Source organism: Pseudarthrobacter sp. GQ63 (genome assembly GCF_059758765.1).
In genome coordinates, this window is record NZ_JCAXEF010000001.1 from 330,896 (window position 1) to 350,279 (window position 19,384).

Sequence of the window (19,384 nt, forward strand, 5' to 3'; positions counted from 1 at the left end):
CTGCCGTGCGTGACGCCGTCGTCCGCCCCCAGACGCTCTCTCACCTAACGTCGGCTTTTCCCGGACGCTCTCTCACCTAACGTCGGCTTTTCCCGAACGCCCTTTCACTCTCCTACGAGCGGCCATCGGGAGTGAGAGAAGGTTTGACCAACAGGTGCAGGGAGTGAGAGATGGTTTGACCAACAGGTGCAGGGAGTGAGAGATGGTTTGCCCAAAAGGTGCAGGGAGTGGGAGAGGCCTGGCGGTGTTGCGGGGGAGCGCTGCCGGTGATATGGGGACTGGACCGAACTGTGCTAGGATATTGAGTTTGTATGGCGCCTTTCGTGCGCCGTCATCAACCTCGTAAACAAGCGTGCCACGGCATAGTGCCCCCTTGCGCCCAGGAGCAGTCCTGGACCGGATGGGAGCAACTGCTTCTGGCACGGGAGTTTAGGCCTGGTCTGGCAAAATCCAGGCAGGTCAAGAGACACCCCGATCAACCGTTCCGCAAGGCTCATTCCGTAGGAAGATTTTCGGTCTGAGAACCGGCGCGACGCAAGGAGTAAATAGTGATTCAGCAGGAGTCGCGACTCAAGGTCGCCGACAACACGGGTGCTAAGGAAATCCTTACCATTCGCGTTCTCGGTGGATCTGGCCGTCGCTACGCAGGCATCGGTGACGTCATTGTCGCCACCGTCAAGGATGCAATCCCGGGCGGCAACGTAAAGAAGGGCGATGTTGTCAAGGCAGTCATCGTCCGTACCAAGAAGGAACGCCGCCGTGCGGATGGTTCCTACATCAAGTTTGACGAGAACGCAGCTGTGATCCTGAAGGGCGACGGTGACCCCCGCGGTACCCGTATCTTCGGACCGGTTGGTCGTGAACTCCGTGACAAGAAGTTCATGAAGATCGTTTCTCTGGCTCCGGAGGTGCTCTAGTCCATGGCTTCTAAGATCAAGAAGGGTGACCTTGTTCAGGTCATCACTGGTGCCAAGGCTGAGCGCGGCGGCGACCGCGGCAAGCAGGGCAAGGTCCTGCGCGTGTTCACCGACACCAACCGCGTGTTGGTTGAAGGCGTCAACCGCGTAACCAAGCACACCAAGGTCGGTCAGTCGCAGCGCGGCACCAAGACCGGTGGCATCGAGGTTGTTGAAGCCCCGATCCACATCTCCAACGTGGCTCTGGTTGACCCGTCCACCAAGAAGCCCACCCGCGTCGGCTTCCGCACTGAAACCGTTGAGCGTAACGGCAAGCAGCGCGAAGTCCGCATCCGCGTGGCCAAGAGCTCAGGGAAGGACATCTAATGACTGAGACTCTCGAGACTCCGGCAACGAAGATCGTTCCTCGTCTGAAGACCAAGTACGCAGAATCCATCAAGAGCACGCTCATTGAGGAATTCAAGTACCAGAACGTCAACCAGGTTCCCCGCCTCGTGAAGGTCGTTGTGAACATGGGTGTTGGAGATGCCGCCAAGGACTCCAAGCTGATCGACGGCGCTGTCCGCGACCTCACCCAGATCACCGGCCAGAAGCCGCAGGTAACCAAGGCCCGCAAGTCGATCGCACAGTTCAAGCTGCGCGAAGGCATGCCCATCGGTGCACACGCTACCCTGCGTGGCGACCGCATGTGGGAATTCCTGGATCGTCTTGTCACCCTGGCACTGCCCCGTATCCGCGACTTCCGCGGACTCTCCGGCAAGCAGTTCGATGGCAACGGCAACTACACCTTCGGTCTGACCGAGCAGGTTATGTTCCACGAAATCGACCAGGACAAGATCGACCGCGTCCGCGGTATGGACATCACGGTTGTTACCACTGCCAAGACCGATGACGAAGGCCGTGCGCTGCTCAAGGCGCTTGGTTTCCCGTTCAAGGCCGAAGACTAATCTAACTACGTAAAAGGTCCGGCGGAATGGCTTCTGACTCCGGTCAGGAAAGCAGCACCGCGGAAACCGTTACGAGGAAGGGCACGAGCCCACCATGACAATGACAGATCCTGTCGCAGACATGCTTACGCGTCTGCGCAATGCAAACTCGGCATACCACGACACCGTGACCATGCCGTACAGCAAGCTCAAGGCACGCGTTGCCGACATCCTCAAGGCTGAAGGCTTCATTGCCGGCTGGAAGGAAGAGGACGCTGAGGTTGGCAAGAAGCTGACCATCGAGCTCAAGTTCGGACCGAACCGCGAGCGTTCAATCGCTGGTGTTCGCCGTATCTCCAAGCCGGGCCTGCGTGTTTACGCAAAGTCCACCAACCTGCCGCACGTGCTCGGTGGCCTGGGTGTCGCAATCCTGTCCACCTCTTCCGGCCTCCTGACTGACAAGCAGGCCGGCAAGAAGGGCGTGGGCGGCGAAGTCCTCGCGTACGTCTGGTAACGGGAAAGGAAGAGAATAATGTCACGTATTGGACGTCTCCCCATCACCGTTCCTGCCGGCGTTGAGGTCAAGGTTGACGGCTCTGTCGTCAGCGTCAAGGGCACCAAGGGCGAGCTGAACCACACTGTGGCCAGCCCGATCGAGGTAACCCTGGATGCAGACACCCTGACTGTCGCCCGCCCGAACGACGAGCGCGCCTCCCGTTCACTCCACGGCCTGACCCGCACCCTGATCTCCAACATGATCGAGGGCGTTACCAAGGGCTACGAGAAGAAGCTTGAAATCGTTGGTACCGGTTACCGCGTTCAGGCCAAGGGATCCGACCTGGAGTTCGCTCTTGGTTACAGCCACCCGGTCAGCGTCACCGCCCCGGACGGCATCACCTTTGCAGTTGAGACCCCGACCAAGCTCTCTGTTTCAGGTATCAACAAGCAGCAGGTCGGCGAGGTTGCTGCCAACATTCGCAAGCTGCGGAAGCCGGACCCCTATAAGGGCAAGGGCATCCGTTACGCCGGCGAAGTCATCCGCCGCAAGGTCGGAAAGGCTGGTAAGTAACCATGGCCATCTCAATTAACAAGAAGCGTACGAACAAGAGCAAGTCTGCTTCGCGCAGCCGCCGCCAGCTTCGTATCCGTAAGCGCATCTCCGGTACGGCTGTACGTCCGCGTCTGGTCGTCAACCGTTCAGCACGCCACGTATTCGTCCAGGTTGTCGATGACACCAAGGGCCTGACCGTAGCGAGCGCCTCCACTCTGGAAGCCGACCTTCGTGCATTCGACGGCGACAAGACCGCCAAGGCCAAGCGCGTTGGCGAACTGGTTGCCGAGCGTGCCAAGGCTGCCGGTATCGAAGCTGTTGTCTTCGACCGCGGTGGTAACAAGTACCACGGCCGGATCGCCGCCGTCGCTGACGGTGCACGTGAAGGTGGGCTGTCACTGTGACGGAAGCAAACAAGGAAAAGGACACTGTGTCTGCAGATCAGAAGGCTACTGAAGCCACAGCTGCCGCTGAGACCACTGCCCCCGCAGCTGCCGACGACCGCCGTGGCGGCGCTCGTCGCGGCGAGCGTGGCGACCGTGGCCAGGGCCGCGGCGACCGTGGTGGCCGTGGCGGCCGCGACGGCGGCCGTGAAGCCGAGAAGAGCCAGTTCGTAGAGCGCGTCGTCACCATCAACCGCGTTTCCAAGGTGGTCAAGGGTGGTCGTCGCTTCAGCTTCACCGCCCTGGTCGTCGTCGGTGACGGTAACGGCATGGTCGGCGTTGGCTACGGCAAGGCTAAGGAAGTTCCTGCCGCAATCGCGAAGGGCGTTGAAGAAGCTAAGAAGTCCTTCTTCCGCGTTCCCCGCGTTGGCAGCACCATCCCGCACCGCGTTCAGGGTGAGGCTGCTGCCGGCGTCGTAATGCTGCGTCCGGCTTCCGCCGGTACCGGTGTTATCGCCGGTGGCCCGGTCCGTGCAGTACTGGAGTGCGTGGGCATCCACGACATCCTCTCCAAGTCGCTCGGTTCCTCCAACGCCATCAACATCGTTCACGCGACCGTTGATGCCCTGAAGCGCCTCGAAGAGCCGGCAGCAGTGGCAGCACGCCGCGGCCTGCCCCTCGACGAGATTGCTCCGCCGGCACTGGTGAAGGCCCTTCTGAACACGAAGGCAGGTGCCTAGTTATGGCTAAGAACCTGGTTCCCTCCGACGCTCAGTTGGAGATCACTCAGATCAAGTCCGCCATTGGCGGCAAGCAGAACCAGCGCGACACCCTGCGGTCCCTCGGCCTGAAGCGTATTGGACAGACTGTTGTCCGCACCGCCGATGCCGTGACCGTTGGGATGCTCAACACGGTTCCGCACCTGGTAAAGGTAGAGGAGGCGAAGTAAATGGCAGAGAACACTGCTGATAAGGCACAGGCTGCTGAGAAGCAGAACGCCCTGAAGGTTCACCACCTGCGTCCCGCCCCGGGTGCCAAGACCGCCAAGACCCGTGTTGGTCGTGGTGAAGGTTCCAAGGGTAAGACCGCTGGCCGTGGCACGAAGGGTACTGCAGCCCGTTACCAGATCAAGGCTGGCTTTGCCGGCGGCCAGCTGCCGCTGCACATGCGCCTGCCGAAGCTGCGCGGCTTCAAGAACCCGTTCCGGGTTGAGTTCCAGGTTGTAAACCTGGACAAGCTCAACGAGCTGTTCCCCGAAGGTGGCGCAGTAACCGTGGAGAACCTGGTCGAAAAGGGTGCCGTTCGCAAGAACCAGCCCGTCAAGGTGCTGGGCACCGGCGACATCACCGTCAAGGTTGACGTCACCGCCCACGCATTCTCGGCCAGCGCCGCTGAAAAGATTGCCGCAGCAGGCGGAAGCACCACCGCTCTCTAGAGCCGGTGGGCGCCAAGCCCGTTGTTGAACTCCCGGTCCTGGGGCTACCGCCCCGGGGCCGGGAGTTTTTTCCATCCGCCCGCCGTTTTTTCGCCGCCATCCGGCGCAGCGGCGCCACTGCGGATTGTTCGCAGGGCGCATACACCCGTTAGACTCGGTTGTCGGGATTCATAGATCCCCATCACACCACTCTTCACACCACAGGAGGACGCTTGCTTAGCGCATTTGGCCGGGCCTTTCGCACGCCTGATCTGCGACGCAAGTTGTTGTTCACGCTGGGAATCATCACCATTTTCCGCTTGGGTGCTTTCATTCCCTCGCCTGGTGTGAACTACCAGAATGTCCAGCAATGCTTGCAGAACGGTCAGACGGCAGAGGGGCTGTACCAGCTCGTTAACCTGTTCAGCGGCGGCGCGTTGCTCCAGGTGTCCATCTTCGCGCTGGGCATCATGCCGTACATCACGGCCAGCATCATCGTCCAGCTGCTCCGGGTGGTCATTCCCCGGTTCCAGCAGCTCTACGAAGAAGGCGCTTCGGGCCAGTCCAAACTGACCCAGTACACCCGGTACCTCACCATCGCGCTGGGCCTGCTCAATGCCACCACGCTGGTATCCCTTGCGCGCTCCGGGCAGTTGCTTCCGGGCTGTAACCTGCCGATCATTCCTGACAGCAGCGTTATCACCACCATCCTGCTCATCATCACCCTGACGGCCGGCACCGGCCTGATCATGTGGATGGGCGAGCTCGTGACCGAGAAGGGCGTGGGCAACGGTATGTCCCTGCTCATCTTCACGTCCATCGCCGCTACGTTCCCCACCTCCCTTGGTGCCATCTGGAGCGCACAGGGTCCCGGAACCTTCTTCATTGTCCTCGCCGTCGGCCTGCTCACAGTGGCCCTGGTTGTCTTCGTTGAGCAGTCGCAGCGCAGGGTCCCGGTGCAGTACGCCAAGCGGATGATTGGCCGCCGCACTGTGGGCGGCACGAGCACCTACATCCCCATCAAGGTGAACATGGCCGGCGTTATCCCGGTGATCTTCGCTTCCTCAATGCTCTACCTGCCCGGCCTGATTGCGCAGTTCAACCAGCCCAGGCAGGGCGAGCAGCTCCAGCCGTGGGTCGAATGGATCAACAACAACCTGGTCCGCGGCGACCAGCCGATCTATATGGTGCTGTACTTTGCCATGATCGTGTTCTTTACCTACTTCTATGTCGCGATCACCTTCAACCCTGAAGAGGTCTCGGACAACATGAAGAAGTACGGCGGCTTCATCCCGGGTATCCGCGCGGGTAAGCCGACCGCTGACTATCTGCAGTACGTGCTCTCCAGGATCACCCTCCCCGGAGCCCTGTACCTGGGCTTCGTGGCGCTGATCCCGCTGGTTGCACTGGTGCTGATCAACGCCAACCAGAACTTCCCGTTCGGTGGCACCTCGATCCTGATCATGGTGGGCGTTGGCCTGGAGACCGTCAAGCAGATTGATGCGCAGCTACAACAACGTCACTACGAAGGGCTTTTGCGATGACGAGAATGCTGATTATTGGACCTCCCGGTTCCGGAAAAGGAACGCAGGCGGAGCGGATTTCAGAGCGCCTCGGCGTTGTGGCGATCTCCACCGGCGACATCTTCCGCGCCAACGTGAAGGGCGAGACGCCGCTTGGCATTGAAGCCAAGAAGTACATGGACAACGGCGACTTTGTTCCGGACAGCGTCACCAACAAGATGGTGCGGGACCGGCTCAGCGAGTCCGACGTCGAGACCGGCTTCCTGCTGGACGGCTACCCCCGCACCACCGCCCAGGTGGACTACCTGGACGAAATCCTTGCCAAGGGTGAGGAAAAGCTCGACGTCGTCCTGCAGCTGACTGCCGACGATGAGGAACTGGTCCACCGGCTGCTCGGCCGCGCCAAGGAAACGGGCCGGAGCGACGACAATGAAGCCGTCATCCGCCACCGCCTTGACCTCTACCACGAGCAGACCGAAGCCGTGGTGGCGAAGTACGCAGAGCGCGGCATCCTGACCCAGGTTGACGGTATCGGCGGCATCGACGAAGTCACCGACCGCGTCATGCAGGCCATCAAGGCGGCACAGGCAGCCTGATCCAGGCGAACGTATTCCGAGGCTCCTCCCGGCAACCGGGAGGAGCCTCAGCCATTTGAAAGAAGGAATCCCATGGCCTTTGGCCAGCCCCGCATCGAATACAAGACCAACGCCCAGATGCGCACCATGCACGAGGCAGGACTGGTCCTGAGCCGTGCACTGGACGCAGCCGTCGCCGCCGCAGTGCCTGGAACCACCACCAAGCACCTCGACGACGTCTTCGCCGCTGTCCTGAACGAAGCGGGCGCAAAGTCCAACTTCCTTGGCTACCACGGCTTTCCGGCCACCATCTGCACCTCGGTCAACGAGGAAGTGGTCCACGGCATCCCGGGCAGCCGCGTCCTCAACGACGGGGACATCATCTCGATCGACGGCGGCGCGATCGTGGACGGCTGGCACTCCGACTCGGCGAGGACCGTCATCGTAGGCACGGCCGATCCGGAGGACCAGCGCCTCTCGGACGTGACCCGCGCAGCGATGTGGCATGGCATTGCCGCGCTGGCCACCGGAAAGCACGTGGGCGACGTCGGGGCCGCGATCGACGATTACGTCTCGTCCGTTCCCGGTAAGCCGCTGGGGATCCTCGAGGACTACGTGGGCCACGGCATCGGTTCCGAAATGCACATGGCCCCTGACGTGCTGAACTACCGCACCACCCATCGCGGCCCCAAGATCAAGCCGGGACTGTGCCTGGCGATCGAGCCCATGCTGGTGCGCGGCGGCATCGAAACAGCGGTCCTGGAAGACGACTGGACAGTCGTCACCACCGACGGGAAGCGGTCGTGCCAGTGGGAGCACTCCGTTGCGGTCCACGAGAAGGGCATCTGGGTGTTGTCAGCGCCCGACGGCGGCGCGGAGCACCTGGTGCCGCTGGGCGTGACGCCCGTACCTATCCCGTAGCGCCGGGCCCGCGGGCCCACGGACCTCCAGTCCGCGGCCCGAAAGCCCAAGCAGAAGCGCCAGCTGCCGTTGTGATCCCGCAACGGCAGCTGGCGCTTCTTCCTTAGGGAGAAACTCAGCCGAGCTTCGGCTTGACGTCCTTCTCGTAGATGCCCTCCAGCGTCATCTTCAGGCTGGTCATGGTGGACTTCACGTCCGCCTGCTGGGTGAGGATCGCCGCGGCCGCCTTGGCCAGTTCCTGGTCAGCGCCCGGGAGGAACACACGGGCATTGTCCTGGACCCGCGTCACGGCCAGCTGGTCCACGGCGGTCTGGATCTGCGGGGTCTGGGCCAGGACCGCCTCCATGTCCGCCGACTCGCGGGTGGGCATGTAGCCGGTGGCGGCCGAGAAGGCTGCACTGTTTTCCGGCTCGGTCATGAACTTCAGGAACGTGCCGGCGGCCAGCTGCTCCTCCTTGGTGATGCCGCTGGGGATGCCCAGGCCGGCGCCGCCGGTGGGGCAGACGTTGGTCTCGGCCTTCGGTCCGCCGGGAAGGAATCCCACGCCCACGTTGAACGGCGCGGACTTCAGCACGCCGAGGAGGGACCCGGTGGAGGAGATCGTGGATGAGGTCAGCCCTGCGGAGAAGTCATCTGCGGCTTCCTTGGAGGAGACTCCTGCCCAGCCGTTCTTGTAGATGGAGTCCTGGGCCCACTGCAACGCTTCGATGGATTCAGGTGAATCGCAGGTGATCTCCCACTCTTTGGACCAGGAGCCGCCCCAGCCCCACAGGTTGTTTTGCAGGGTCCAGCCCGCGTAGCCCGCCAGTGCCGGGTAGATGTAGGCGTACTGTGCGCCTGAGCTGGCCTTCAGCTTGGGCGCCCACTCGCCGAACTCCTGCCAGGTTTTGGGTGCCCGGTCCGGCAGCCCGGCGGCCTGGAAGTGGTCCTTGTTGTAGTAAAACAGGGGAGTGGAGCGCCCGTAGGGGAGGGCCCATTGCTTGTCGTTGTACTTGTAGTCGTCCACGAGTGACTTCCGGAAATCGTCCAGCTTGATGTCCAGCTGCTTGACGAGGGCGTCCACCGGGATGATGCTGCCGTTGGTGAAGTAGCGGAACCACCACACATCGGAGAGGACCACCACGCCCGGGAGGCCGGATTTTGCCGCCTGCGAGGTCTGGAACTTCTGCGCGATTTCCTCGTAGTTCGCTCCGGCCGTGACCAGGTTGACCCGGATGTCCGGGAACTGGGCGTGGAACTTCTCAATAATGGCCTTTTCGACGTCCTGCGACTTGCCGGGGTGGTTGGACCAGAAATCGATTTGCGCGGCCGGCTTCACCCCGCTGAAGTCGAGTTCGGCGGCTTCGCTGGCCACGGGGGTGCCGCTCGTGGACGGGCCGCCGCAGGCTGCCAGGGCAGCGGCCGACGCCGTGACCCCGGCGAGTCCCAGGAAGTGCCTCCGATCGAGGTGCTGTGTCATTGCAGGTCCTTTCGTTGGGTGCCACATGGAGGAGTTGGGTGCTTCTTCTGTGATGAACGACGGCGGCACGGGCTTACCCGGTGACGCTGCCTTGGGTGAGCCCGGCGACGATGTAACGCTGGAGGGCTGCGAAGACGATGAGGATGGGAACAATCACCAGGACGGCGCCGGCCATGAGGATGCCCCATCCGGAGGCGTTGCTCTCGGAGTTCTGGAGCAGCGTCAGGCCCACCGGCAGGGTCATGGTGTCGGGACGGTCCGTGATGATCAGCGGCCAGATGTACTCGTTCCATTCGCTGACAATGGTCACCAGCGCCACCGTGGCGATGGAGGGAACGGAGATGGGAACCACGATGCGCCACAGCCGGCGCCAATGGCCTGCCCCGTCGATTTCCGCGGACTCGAGGATGGAGTTGGGCAGGGTGAGGAAGTGCTGCCGCAGGAGGAAGGTGCCGAAGGCGGTTCCGAGGCCCGGCAGGATGATGCCCCACAGGGTGTTCTTCCCGCCCATCCCCGAAATCAGGATGTAGTTGGGCAGGATGGACACCTGCGGCGGCACCATCAGTGCAACCAGGATGAGCATGAAGATGGCGTTCTTGAACGGGAACCGGACGAACACCAGGGCATAGGCCGTGAGGATGGCAAGGACCACCTTGACGCTGGCGCCCGCGGCGGTGACGATGGCGCTGTTAAGGAAGAACTGGCCAAAGGGCACGGTGGTCATGGCGATCTGGTAGTTCTGAAGGTTGAGGCCTTCCGGCAGGATCTCCAGATCCATGGTGATGATTTCACCGGGCTGCTTGAACGAGCTGAGCACCATCCACAGCAGCGGCAGGAAAACCACCAGTGTTGCCAGGATCAGTGGGACGTACCCGCCCAGGATGGCCTGCACCAGGTTCCGGCGGGAGAAGGGCCGGTCCCGGGGGATCACTGGATCCGCGGCCTGCATGGGCTGGGCTGTGGGGTCCGGGTTGACCGGGGACAGGGAGCTCACGAGTAGTGCACCTTCCGTTCCACGAACCGCAGTTGGAACACGGTGATCACCAGGAGGATTGCGAACAGGATCACCGAGATGGCCGCGGAATAGCCGGCCCGGTTGAAGGCGCCGAAGGCCTGGAGGTAGGCCTCGTAGATCAGGGTGCTGGTGCCGGTTCCCAGCGGCGTCATGATCCTGATCAGGTCAAAGGCCTGAAGCGAACTCAGCAAGCTGGTGATCAGCAGGAAGAACGTGGTGGGGGACAGGAGCGGCAGCGACATGGTGATGAACCGCCGGAACCCGTTGGCGCCGTCCAGGGAGGCCGCCTCCATCACGTCCTGCGGCAGGGACTGGAGCCCTGCCAGGTACACCACCGCGCAGTACCCCAGATTTTTCCAGACGTACACGAGGATGACCATGACCAGGGAAAGCTGCGGGTCGTTGATCCACTGTGGACTCTGCTGGCCGATGCCCCGGAGCAGCCAGGCCAGGACGCCGTAGCCGGGATCGAAGATGAAGAGCCATACCAGGCCCACGCCGACGCCGGACAGGACGTAGGGGGCGAATACCGCCGAGCGGGCGAACGTGGTACCCCGGACTTTCGCGTTCAGCGCCAGGGCGATGAGCAGTCCCAGGATCATGGATCCGCCCACCGTGACCACCGTGAAGATCGCGGTGGTGCCCAGTACCTTGGAGGCGTCGTCGCTGGTGAAGAAGGTGACGTAGTTGTTGATGCCCACCACGGTGGCTGACGGTGACCCCAGGGTCCAGTCCAGCGTTGAGTAGTAGATGTTGCTGACCAGCGGCCGGTAGGTGAAGACGGCGATCAGTACCAGGTTAGGCAAAGCGAGGGCAAGGAACACGAAGAAGTCCCGCCGGGTTCTCTGCGTCCACCGCCGGCGTTTTGGGGCGGCGGCAGGTCCGGGCTTCGTGGGCTTGGTGGACGGATGGGGTGCGAGTTGACGGGTCATGCGGTCTCTCACGGGATTCGTGCCTGCTCGTGGCTGGCCGTGGTCGGGGGAGTCTAGCCATTACTTCACCACATGGTCAGTAGGCAGAAAGCCGCAAGTGTCCTCGTCAAAGGACTGTTATCCGAGGCTTCGTTGCCCGTTAACGCTGTGTTGCCTGCAGTCTTGCACAAAGTTTGTTTGAAAGGCAGGGACCCGCCCGTATTCATCCGTTTGATGGCCAAAAGGGCAGAATGGGTGCCATGGGAGCAATCACTGACGTGCCGGGAATGCGGGTGGGACACCAGCAGAAGTCCGGCGACGGCTGGCTGACTGGCGTCACGGTGGTCCTGCCGCCGCCCGGGACCTGCGGGTCGGTTGATGTGCAGGGCGGAGGGCCGGCCACCCATGAAACCGACGCCCTGGATCCCACCACGCTCGTCAGCACCGTCGACGCCGTTGTGCTCACCGGCGGCAGCGCCTACGGCCTCGCCTCCGCCGCCGGCGCCCAGCGCTGGTGCGAGGAGAACGGCCGCGGGTTCCCGGTGCCCGGGGGAGTGGTCCCTATCGTGCCGGCAGCCGCGATCTTCGACCTGGGCAGGGGCGGGGACTTCTCGGCACGTCCGACGGCGGACATGGGCTACGGGGCAACCGCCGCCGCTGCGGCGCAGACGGAAGGGCACGACGTCGGGCGCGGCAACGTGGGTGCCGGCACCGGCGCCGTCATGGCAAGGACCTACAAGGGCGGCGTCGGGACTGCTTCGGTCACCCTCGAAGGCGGCATCGTGGTGGGGGCACTGGCCGTGGTGAATGCCCTTGGTCTTCCGGTGACGCAGTCGGGCAATCCCGAACCCTCCGCGCGCTCGGTCGTTCCTCCCTTAGACGCGCGCTTCCGGGTTCCCGATTCCCCTTCAGGGGGTGCGGCCCTGCCACCCCTTAATACCACCCTTGTTGTGGTGGCTACCAATGCTGTCCTTGATGTGGCCGAGTGCAAGCGGACTGCAGCCGCATCACATGCTGGTATTGCGAGGGCTCTGAATCCTTCGCACACGTTGGCTGACGGAGACACGCTTTTCTGTCTGTCTACCCAGGCCGTGGCACTCGACCGTTCGGACGAAGCTGCCCGGCAGATCAGCCTTATTACCCTCCAGAGTGCGGCAGCCGACGTCGTCCGGTTGGCCATCCTTGACGGCGTGGCCAGCGCGGAAGCCGTCAGCACTCCCGCCGGCGATTATGGTGTCTTCGGCACCCGGTAGGTTACCATTGCCGATTTAACTTTTTCAGCGATACAGAGTAGTGTTGCTTGTTGGTTGTCTGGACTGCCACGCCCTTTTGGGTCTGGAGCCGGCAATCGATCCAACCAAAACGTTCGTGGCCATGTCCGGTGCAATCCGGCGGGGCTGCGGCAACAACAGTTAGCGGAGGGTATGGCCAAGAAGGACGGGGTCATTGAGATCGAAGGCGTTGTGACCGAGGCGCTGCCTAACGCGATGTTTCGCGTTGAGCTCACCAACAAGCACATCGTTCTGGCACACATCTCTGGAAAGATGCGTCAGCACTACATCCGAATCCTCCCTGAGGACCGCGTAGTGGTGGAGCTGAGCCCGTACGACCTCACCCGTGGTCGTATCGTCTACCGCTACAAGTAAATTGCTGGGCGGCTCCAGTGCAAGCTGGCTGCCGCTCCAGTTGACCAACTGTTACACGCAAAGGAATGCCATGAAGGTCAAGCCGAGCGTCAAGCAGATCTGCGAAAAGTGCAAAGTGATCCGCCGTAATGGCCGGGTCATGGTGATCTGCGAGAACCCGCGCCACAAGCAGCGCCAGGGCTAATTCCCTTCATCGGGAAATCCTGGGTTGCTAACCCACGCAAGTAAATAAAGGCAGCACAAGCTGATCTGGAACATTTAGCTCGAAAGAGTCCGGACAGCTAACCCCCGGTCGGAGGCTGGGGCCGCACAGAACGTGCGGGTGTACTGCCTACGACCTCCGGTTTATTCAAGGAGTACTGCCACTATGGCTCGTCTCGCTGGCGTAGACATTCCCCGCGAAAAGCGGCTGGAAATTGCGCTTACTTACATCTACGGCGTGGGCAAGACCCGTGCACACGAAACCCTGGCTGCCACTGGCATCAGCGCCGACGTTCGCGTCAAGGACCTGACTGATGCACAGCTGGTTGAGCTGCGTGACTACATTGAAGGCAACTACAAGGTTGAGGGTGACCTTCGCCGCGAAGTAGCAGCAGATATCCGCCGCAAGGTTGAAATCGGCAGCTACGAAGGCCTGCGCCACCGCAAGGGCCTGCCCGTACGCGGACAGCGTACGAAGACCAACGCCCGTACCCGCAAGGGCCCGAAGCGCACCGTCGCCGGCAAGAAGAAGGCCCGTTAAAATCCCCGCCGGGATTAACGGACTTTTCCCCAATAACTTTCTGTAGGAGAAATAATGCCCCCGAAGACTCGTGGCGCGGTTCGCAAGCCGCGTAAGAAGGACAAGAAGAATATCGCGCTTGGCCAGGCGCACATCAAGAGCACGTTCAACAACACCATCGTTTCCATCACGGATCCGAACGGCGCTGTTATCTCTTGGGCTTCCTCAGGTGAGGTTGGCTTCAAGGGCTCGCGTAAGTCCACCCCGTTCGCAGCCCAGATGGCTGCCGAGGCTGCTGCCAAGCGTGCCCAGGAGCACGGCATGCGCAAGGTTGACGTTTTCGTCAAGGGACCGGGTTCCGGACGCGAGACCGCGATCCGTTCGCTGCAGGCCGCAGGCCTCGAGGTTGGCTCCATCCAGGACGTCACCCCCGCTGCGCACAACGGCTGCCGCCCGCCGAAGCGCCGCCGCGTCTAAGGCTTTCCACGCCGCATGAGCTTGCCCGGACCGTTGATGGTCCGGGCAAGCCCAGCGCGTTAAGTCTTTAGACCGAATTTCCACCACCTGTGTTGCGTCATATAGCGGATGCTCGCCGAAAGGAAACCTAAGTGCTCATTGCACAGCGCCCCACCCTCTCCGAAGAGGTAGTCTCCGAAAACCGTTCGCGTTTCATCATTGAACCGCTGGAACCGGGCTTCGGCTACACCCTCGGAAACTCCCTCCGCCGTACCCTGCTCTCCTCCATCCCCGGTGCTGCTGTAACCAGCATCCGGATCGATGGCGTGCTGCACGAGTTCACCACGGTTCCGGGTGTCAAGGAAGATGTCACTGAGATCATCCTGAACATCAAGAGCCTCTCGGTTTCCTCCGAGCACGATGAGCCGGTTGTTGCCTACCTGCGCAAGCAGGGCCCCGGAGTCGTCACCGCCGCGGACATCGCTCCGCCGGCCGGCGTCGAATTCCACAACCCGGATCTGCACATCGCCACGCTGAACTCGAAGGGCAAGTTCGAACTCGAACTGACCATCGAGCGCGGCCGCGGCTACGTTTCGGCAGCTCAGAACAAGTCCGGCGACGCAGAGATCGGCCGTATCCCGGTCGACTCCATCTACTCGCCGGTGCTGAAGGTTACTTTCCGCGTGGAAGCAACCCGTGTTGAGCAGCGCACCGACTTCGACAAGCTGATTGTCGACGTCGAGACCAAGCAGGCCATCGCCCCGCGCGATGCCGTCGCTTCCGCAGGCACCACCCTGGTGGAACTGTTCGGTCTGGCCCGTGAGCTGAACACCGCAGCTGAAGGTATCGAGATCGGCCCGTCGCCCACCGACGCTGCCCTGGCAGCCGACATGGCACTGCCGATCGAGGATCTGGACCTCACCGTCCGTTCGTACAACTGCCTCAAGCGTGAGGGCATCCACACCGTGGGTGAGCTCGTTGCCCGCTCAGAGGCTGACCTGATGGACATCCGCAACTTCGGTGCAAAGTCCATTGACGAGGTCAAGGCAAAGCTGGTTGAACTGGGCCTGTCCCTCAAGGACTCGCCTCCCGGTTTTGACCTCGCAGCACGCGCCGCAGCAATCGAAGAGGACGACGCCGCCTTCGGCGACGACGAACTCTAAACCAGACCTTGGCCGGCGGGCAGGCACCATGGTGTGCACAGCCCACGGCTTCCATTTGAGGAGAAACAATTATGCCTACCCCCACTAAGGGTCCGCGCCTCGGAGGCGGCCCGGCTCACGAGCGCCTCATGCTCGCGAACCTGGCAGCATCCCTGTTCGAGCACAAGCGGATCACCACCACGGTGACTAAGGCCAAGCGCCTGAAGCCGTACGCAGAGCGCCTGGTGACCTTCGCCAAGCGTGGCGACCTCGCTTCCCGCCGCCGCGTTCTCGGCCTGATCAGCAACAAGGGCGTCGTCCACGAGCTGTTCACCGACATCGCACAGGCAGTGGAGAACCGCGATGGCGGCTACACCCGCATCACCAAGATCGGCAACCGCAAGGGCGACAACGCTCCCATGGCTGTCATCGAACTGGTTCTTGAGCCGGTTTCCGCCAAGCAGGCCGTTGTAGCCGAGGCTACCTCCGCTGCGAAGCGCGACGCCGACAAGAAGGAAGCCGCTGCTGCTCCGGTTGCAGAAGAGGCTCCCGAGGCTGAGGCCGCTGAGGCTCCCGCCGCTGACGAAGCTGCTGAGGCACCTGCTGCTGAAGAAGCTGCAACCGAAGAGGCTCCGGCCGCTGAGGAAGCACCCGAGGCTCCCGCAGCCGAGGAAAAGGACGCGAAGTAATTCGCTGATGTTCTTCGCATAGACTTGAGTCTATGAACGACCAAAAACCCGCGGCCCCCGTATTGGGGGGCGGCGGGTTTTTGCGTATCCGGCTTGATGTGTCGTACGACGGCGGCCCCTTCAGCGGGTGGGCGCTGCAGCCGGGCCGCAGGACTGTCCAGGGCGTCCTGGAGGAAGCCCTGCACCTGCTGGTCCGCCGCCCTGTCCGCGTGACCGTGGCCGGGCGCACCGACGCCGGCGTGCACGCCCGCGGCCAGGTGGTCCACCTGGACCTGACGGAAGCCGAGTGGCAGGGACTGCCGCGGGGGCACGAACTCGATCCCGCCGTCGCCATGCTGCGCCGCGTCCGCGGTGCGCTGAGCCGGATCCTCGGCGACCTGACAGGCGCCGTAGAGGTGCACCGCATTTCTCTGGCACCAGCGGGCTTTGACGCCCGATTCTCCGCCCTCTGGCGCCGGTACAGCTACCGCATCGCGGACGGGCCCGCCCTGTGGGACCCGCTGGAACGCTACTTCACTCTCTGGTACAAGAACCCGCTGGACGTTGTGCTGCTCAACGAGGGCTCGTCCAAGCTGCTGGGGCTCCAGAACTTCCTGTCCTTCTGCAAGCCCCGCGAGGGCGCCACCACCATCCGTGAGCTGCAGCGTTTCGAGTTTGCGCGGGGCGAGGACGGCGTCATTGTTGCCACGGTGCAGGCTGACGCGTTCTGCCACAACATGGTCCGGGCACTGATCGGGTCTGCCCTGTACGTGGGGGAGGGCGTGGAGGAACCCGGCTGGCTGCACGAGCGGCTCCTGGCCAAGAAGCGGGACGCGAAGTCGGTCCTTGCCGCGCCGCATCCGCTGGTGCTGGAAGAGGTTGCCTACCCGTCCGACGACGAGCTGCTGGCCCGGGCGGAGCTGACCAGGGCGCGGCGCGAATACTAGAACGACGGCGGAGGGCCGTCCGCGGGCAGGGTCACCGTGAACGTGCTGCCCTTTCCCTGGCCGCTCTCGCAGCTGATGGTGCCGCCGTGGCCCTCCACGATCATCTTGGTGATGGAGAGGCCCAGCCCTGCCCCCGAGATTGAGGCCCGCTGGGCTGATTCCGTGCGGAAGAAGCGTTTGAACACCCTGGCGCTGTCCTCCCGGGACATCCCCATTCCGGTATCGCTGACGCTGAGCTGGACCCAGTCCTTGCCCGCACGGGCACTGATGCTTACCGTGCCGCCGTCGGGGGAGTACTTGATGGCGTTGGACACCAGGTTGTCCAGCGCCTGCCCGATCCGGAGCGGATCCGCGTAGGCCCACAGGGGCGAGGGCACGTCCGCGCTGAGCCGGATGTGGGCCCGCTCGGCCTCCGCCTGGGCCGACCCCAGGCTTGTCTCCACCAGGCTGGCGAGGTCTGTCCTTTTGGGGTGCACATTCAGGGCCGCCGACGCCGAGGCCGTCAGGTCCGCAACCAGGGCCAGCAGCCGTTCCGCGTTCCGCTGGACCACCAGCAATCGGTGGGCAAGCTGCGGCGGCAGGGCGCCGGCGTCGTCCAGCACGAGGTCTATGTTGCCGATGATGGAGTTGAGTGGCGTCTTGAACTCGTGGGACACATTCGAGACGAGCTCCTGGTTGGCGGCCAGTGCCTCCACCCAGCCGGTGACGTCGCTGTACACCACAACGGCGCCGTTGAAGCTGCCGTCCTCGCCCACCAGGGGCCTGGCAGCCGTGGACACGGCGCGCTGGTCCGCTCCCTCTCCGGCCCAGACCAGGTAGTCCGCGAAGGACTCCCCGGCGATGGCCCGGCTGATGGGGCGTTTCTCGGGCGGCAGCAGGGTCCGCCGGTCCTGCCCGAAAATCAGCTGGTGCCCCTGGCCTGGGACGGCGCCCTCCGCTCCGGTGGCCTGGCGGAAATGCCGCTGCCGGCTGTTGGAGACCAGGAAATGCCCGTAACGGTCGACGGCGGCAATGCCGACGTCTGTTGCGTCAAGGACCGTCTGGAGCAGCTTTTCCCGTTCCCGGCTTTCGTGCAGCAGCTTCCGGAGCTCCCCGTCCTTCTTGGCCAGTTCCTGCTGCTGGAGCCGGAGGTGCACGCTGGCGAAGCGGATGGCGAGGGAGACGGAGAGCATCATGAGGGGAAAGAGGAGCACGGTGGTGATGTCCGAGGCTGTCAGGGTGGGGAAACGGCCGGCCAGGGACGGGACCATGATGAGCATGGTGCCGAAGAAGCTCAGGACCAGGCTGCTGCGGGCCAGCATGCCCGAGGCCGAGAGCCAGATCACCGGGAAGACCGCCAGGACTGCCAGTCCCGGGAGCAGGGGTGCGGCGCCGTTCCTGAGCAGCCCGATGGCCAGGAAATCCAGGACCGGGACCAGCAGGTAGGGCCGGTGGGCCAGGCGCTCCCAGGGCACCAGGAGGCAGCCGAGGAACAGGGCGCCGTGAAGGAGGATGCCGGACAGGTAAACGGGGCTGTGCAGCAGGGTTGGCCAGGCGAAGGGAGTGGCCACGGCCAGCGCCGCCACGATCAACGTCAGCGGCAGCTGGCACAAGGCCACCTGCGCCCGTGGTCCGAGGCTACGGAAGAAGCGGGCAGGTCCGCGCTGGAACAGGTGCTCAGCCATTGGCGGGATTCAGGTCCTCGCGGCCTGGACCGGACAGCCGGTCAGCGCTTGCGCTCGAATTCCTGCTGGCCACTCCCAGGCACATCCTTTCGTCTCATAATCCACATGTCTTGTCATAGTAATTGACTTTCCAAAATGACTGCCCAAAAGGATGTGATCAGCAGGGCTTACTAGTAGCGTATAAATGGTTGGAGCGGGTATGGCATTGGCGCTGGGCTGATGGGGGGCCATGTCCGCCTGGCACAGGGATATCAATGGATGAACTTGGTGTGGCTGTAGTAATTGAAGACGATGCCGATGTCCGCAACCTCCTTGAGGGGGTGCTGACCCAGGCGGGATTCGAAGTGCATACAGCGGTGGACGGACGTGCCGGCGTGGAAGTGGTCCGCAGCAAACAGGCCAATGTTGTCACGCTGGATATCGGCCTTCCGGACATCGACGGGTTTGAAGTGTTACGGCGGATCCGCCATTTCAGCAACGCCTACGTGGTGATGCTGACCGGCCGGACAGAGGAGCCGGACCTGTTGTCTGCCCTCAACGCGGGAGCGGACGACTACATCGCCAAACCTTTCCGGCCCAGGGAGCTCCGGGCACGGGTGGCCGCCATGATGCGCCGGCCGCGGCATGAAATTAATGGGCAAAGGCCCGCGCCGGCATGGGGAACACCTGCCACGGCGGCCCCAGCGCCGGTCAGCCACGATTCGGCTGTCCTGCAGCACAACGGCCTGACCCTGAACCACCGAACCCGGACAGTGGAGATCAAAGGCGAACCGCTCGGGCTGACCCGGAGCGAATTCGACCTGCTCCACGTGCTGCTCCGGGGCGGCGGTGCGGTGTGCACCCGGGCTGACCTTGTGCGGGCAGTGCGCGGCGAGTTCTACGAGCATGACACGTACATCAGCGAAGCTGACGAGCGCGCCGTCGAAGTCCATGTGGGCAACCTGCGGCGCAAGCTCAAGGAGGACCAGCTGTCCCCGCGCTGGCTGCAGACAGTCCGCGGCGTGGGCTACCGGCTGGCCCCCAGCAGGCCGTTCGAAGAGTAGGC

General features: G+C 63.1%; 25 protein-coding genes. 21 read left to right on the forward strand and 4 right to left on the reverse strand.

What is annotated here, in order from left to right:
- The first annotated feature begins 548 nt into the window (after positions 1 to 548).
- The 12 genes from rplN to map all read left to right on the forward strand — a co-directional run bounded on the left by rplN (position 549) and on the right by map (position 7,710).
- Positions 549 to 917 (forward strand): 50S ribosomal protein L14, encoded by a 369-nt coding sequence (rplN, locus tag AC6CHP_RS01645; RefSeq protein WP_009358299.1) that lies wholly within the window; start codon positions 549 to 551, stop codon positions 915 to 917.
- Positions 918 to 920: 3 nt separating this feature from the next.
- Positions 921 to 1,283 carry a 50S ribosomal protein L24 gene (rplX, locus tag AC6CHP_RS01650; protein ID WP_102975106.1) on the forward strand — a complete coding sequence of 121 codons (363 nt, stop codon included), beginning with the start codon at positions 921 to 923 and terminating at the stop codon, positions 1,281 to 1,283.
- Positions 1,283 to 1,864, forward strand: coding sequence for a 50S ribosomal protein L5 (gene rplE, locus AC6CHP_RS01655; protein ID WP_102975105.1), 582 nt, complete (start codon positions 1,283 to 1,285; stop codon positions 1,862 to 1,864). The genes rplX and rplE overlap by 1 nt, the downstream gene beginning before the upstream one ends.
- A gap of 94 nt (positions 1,865 to 1,958) precedes the next feature.
- Positions 1,959 to 2,357 (forward strand): 30S ribosomal protein S8, encoded by a 399-nt coding sequence (gene rpsH / locus AC6CHP_RS01660; protein ID WP_041652213.1) that lies wholly within the window; start codon positions 1,959 to 1,961, stop codon positions 2,355 to 2,357.
- A gap of 18 nt (positions 2,358 to 2,375) precedes the next feature.
- A complete protein-coding gene (rplF, locus tag AC6CHP_RS01665; RefSeq protein ID WP_104184331.1) occupies positions 2,376 to 2,912 on the forward strand; it encodes a 50S ribosomal protein L6 in 537 nt (178 codons plus the stop codon).
- A gap of 2 nt (positions 2,913 to 2,914) precedes the next feature.
- A complete protein-coding gene (rplR, locus tag AC6CHP_RS01670) occupies positions 2,915 to 3,298 on the forward strand; it encodes a 50S ribosomal protein L18 (protein ID WP_079596676.1) in 384 nt (127 codons plus the stop codon).
- Positions 3,295 to 4,017: a 30S ribosomal protein S5 gene (gene rpsE, locus AC6CHP_RS01675; protein WP_066277854.1), complete on the forward strand. Its 723-nt coding sequence runs from the start codon at positions 3,295 to 3,297 to the stop codon at positions 4,015 to 4,017. The genes rplR and rpsE overlap by 4 nt, the downstream gene beginning before the upstream one ends.
- Positions 4,018 to 4,019: 2 nt before the next feature.
- The gene (rpmD, locus tag AC6CHP_RS01680) at positions 4,020 to 4,226 is read left to right on the forward strand and encodes a 50S ribosomal protein L30 (RefSeq protein WP_066277852.1); all 207 of its coding nucleotides are present in this window, start codon (positions 4,020 to 4,022) and stop codon (positions 4,224 to 4,226) included.
- The gene (gene rplO / locus AC6CHP_RS01685) at positions 4,227 to 4,712 is read left to right on the forward strand and encodes a 50S ribosomal protein L15 (protein WP_066277850.1); all 486 of its coding nucleotides are present in this window, start codon (positions 4,227 to 4,229) and stop codon (positions 4,710 to 4,712) included.
- 212 nt (positions 4,713 to 4,924) lie between these two features.
- Complete coding sequence (gene secY, locus AC6CHP_RS01690; protein ID WP_104184330.1) at positions 4,925 to 6,235, forward strand: preprotein translocase subunit SecY; 1,311 nt, start codon at positions 4,925 to 4,927, stop codon at positions 6,233 to 6,235.
- 5 nt (positions 6,236 to 6,240) lie between these two features.
- Positions 6,241 to 6,810, forward strand: coding sequence for an adenylate kinase (locus tag AC6CHP_RS01695; protein ID WP_174176874.1), 570 nt, complete (start codon positions 6,241 to 6,243; stop codon positions 6,808 to 6,810).
- A gap of 72 nt (positions 6,811 to 6,882) precedes the next feature.
- A complete protein-coding gene (gene map, locus AC6CHP_RS01700; protein ID WP_427117834.1) occupies positions 6,883 to 7,710 on the forward strand; it encodes a type I methionyl aminopeptidase in 828 nt (275 codons plus the stop codon).
- A 115-nt stretch (positions 7,711 to 7,825) separates the two neighbouring features.
- Here the strand turns inward: map and AC6CHP_RS01705 are convergent, their stop codons facing one another.
- From AC6CHP_RS01705 to AC6CHP_RS01715, 3 genes are all read right to left on the reverse strand, one after another.
- The gene (locus AC6CHP_RS01705) at positions 7,826 to 9,169 is read right to left on the reverse strand and encodes an ABC transporter substrate-binding protein (protein WP_498227956.1); all 1,344 of its coding nucleotides are present in this window, start codon (positions 9,167 to 9,169) and stop codon (positions 7,826 to 7,828) included.
- A gap of 73 nt (positions 9,170 to 9,242) precedes the next feature.
- Positions 9,243 to 10,118: a carbohydrate ABC transporter permease gene (locus AC6CHP_RS01710; RefSeq protein WP_498228294.1), complete on the reverse strand. Its 876-nt coding sequence runs from the start codon at positions 10,116 to 10,118 to the stop codon at positions 9,243 to 9,245.
- A gap of 41 nt (positions 10,119 to 10,159) precedes the next feature.
- Positions 10,160 to 11,116 carry a carbohydrate ABC transporter permease gene (locus tag AC6CHP_RS01715; RefSeq protein ID WP_181037972.1) on the reverse strand — a complete coding sequence of 319 codons (957 nt, stop codon included), beginning with the start codon at positions 11,114 to 11,116 and terminating at the stop codon, positions 10,160 to 10,162.
- Between the two features lie 239 nt (positions 11,117 to 11,355).
- On the opposite strand from AC6CHP_RS01715, the gene AC6CHP_RS01720 reads away from it, so the two are divergent.
- The 8 genes from AC6CHP_RS01720 (at position 11,356) to AC6CHP_RS01755 (ending at position 16,675) form a co-directional block, all read left to right on the forward strand.
- Positions 11,356 to 12,348, forward strand: coding sequence for a P1 family peptidase (locus AC6CHP_RS01720; RefSeq protein WP_498227959.1), 993 nt, complete (start codon positions 11,356 to 11,358; stop codon positions 12,346 to 12,348).
- Between the two features lie 171 nt (positions 12,349 to 12,519).
- A complete protein-coding gene (gene infA, locus AC6CHP_RS01725; RefSeq protein WP_009358723.1) occupies positions 12,520 to 12,741 on the forward strand; it encodes a translation initiation factor IF-1 in 222 nt (73 codons plus the stop codon).
- A gap of 70 nt (positions 12,742 to 12,811) precedes the next feature.
- Positions 12,812 to 12,925 (forward strand): 50S ribosomal protein L36, encoded by a 114-nt coding sequence (gene rpmJ / locus AC6CHP_RS01730; RefSeq protein WP_009358722.1) that lies wholly within the window; start codon positions 12,812 to 12,814, stop codon positions 12,923 to 12,925.
- Positions 12,926 to 13,108: 183 nt separating this feature from the next.
- Complete coding sequence (gene rpsM, locus AC6CHP_RS01735) at positions 13,109 to 13,483, forward strand: 30S ribosomal protein S13 (protein ID WP_003803743.1); 375 nt, start codon at positions 13,109 to 13,111, stop codon at positions 13,481 to 13,483.
- 54 nt (positions 13,484 to 13,537) lie between these two features.
- Positions 13,538 to 13,939, forward strand: a complete 402-nt coding sequence (gene rpsK / locus AC6CHP_RS01740) for a 30S ribosomal protein S11 (RefSeq protein ID WP_018769149.1) — start codon at positions 13,538 to 13,540, stop codon at positions 13,937 to 13,939.
- 131 nt (positions 13,940 to 14,070) lie between these two features.
- On the forward strand, positions 14,071 to 15,081 hold the full coding sequence (locus AC6CHP_RS01745) for a DNA-directed RNA polymerase subunit alpha (protein ID WP_013601812.1): 1,011 nt from the start codon (positions 14,071 to 14,073) through the stop codon (positions 15,079 to 15,081).
- Between the two features lie 71 nt (positions 15,082 to 15,152).
- Positions 15,153 to 15,749 carry a 50S ribosomal protein L17 gene (gene rplQ / locus AC6CHP_RS01750; RefSeq protein ID WP_231454765.1) on the forward strand — a complete coding sequence of 199 codons (597 nt, stop codon included), beginning with the start codon at positions 15,153 to 15,155 and terminating at the stop codon, positions 15,747 to 15,749.
- A gap of 32 nt (positions 15,750 to 15,781) precedes the next feature.
- A complete protein-coding gene (locus AC6CHP_RS01755) occupies positions 15,782 to 16,675 on the forward strand; it encodes a tRNA pseudouridine synthase A (protein ID WP_498227964.1) in 894 nt (297 codons plus the stop codon).
- Here the strand turns inward: AC6CHP_RS01755 and AC6CHP_RS01760 are convergent.
- On the reverse strand, positions 16,672 to 18,339 hold the full coding sequence (locus AC6CHP_RS01760; protein ID WP_498227966.1) for a sensor histidine kinase: 1,668 nt from the start codon (positions 18,337 to 18,339) through the stop codon (positions 16,672 to 16,674). The genes AC6CHP_RS01755 and AC6CHP_RS01760 overlap by 4 nt on opposite strands.
- Positions 18,340 to 18,593: 254 nt before the next feature.
- On the opposite strand from AC6CHP_RS01760, the gene AC6CHP_RS01765 reads away from it, so the two are divergent.
- Positions 18,594 to 19,382: a response regulator transcription factor gene (locus AC6CHP_RS01765; RefSeq protein WP_498227968.1), complete on the forward strand. Its 789-nt coding sequence runs from the start codon at positions 18,594 to 18,596 to the stop codon at positions 19,380 to 19,382.
- Positions 19,383 to 19,384 lie beyond the last annotated feature (2 nt).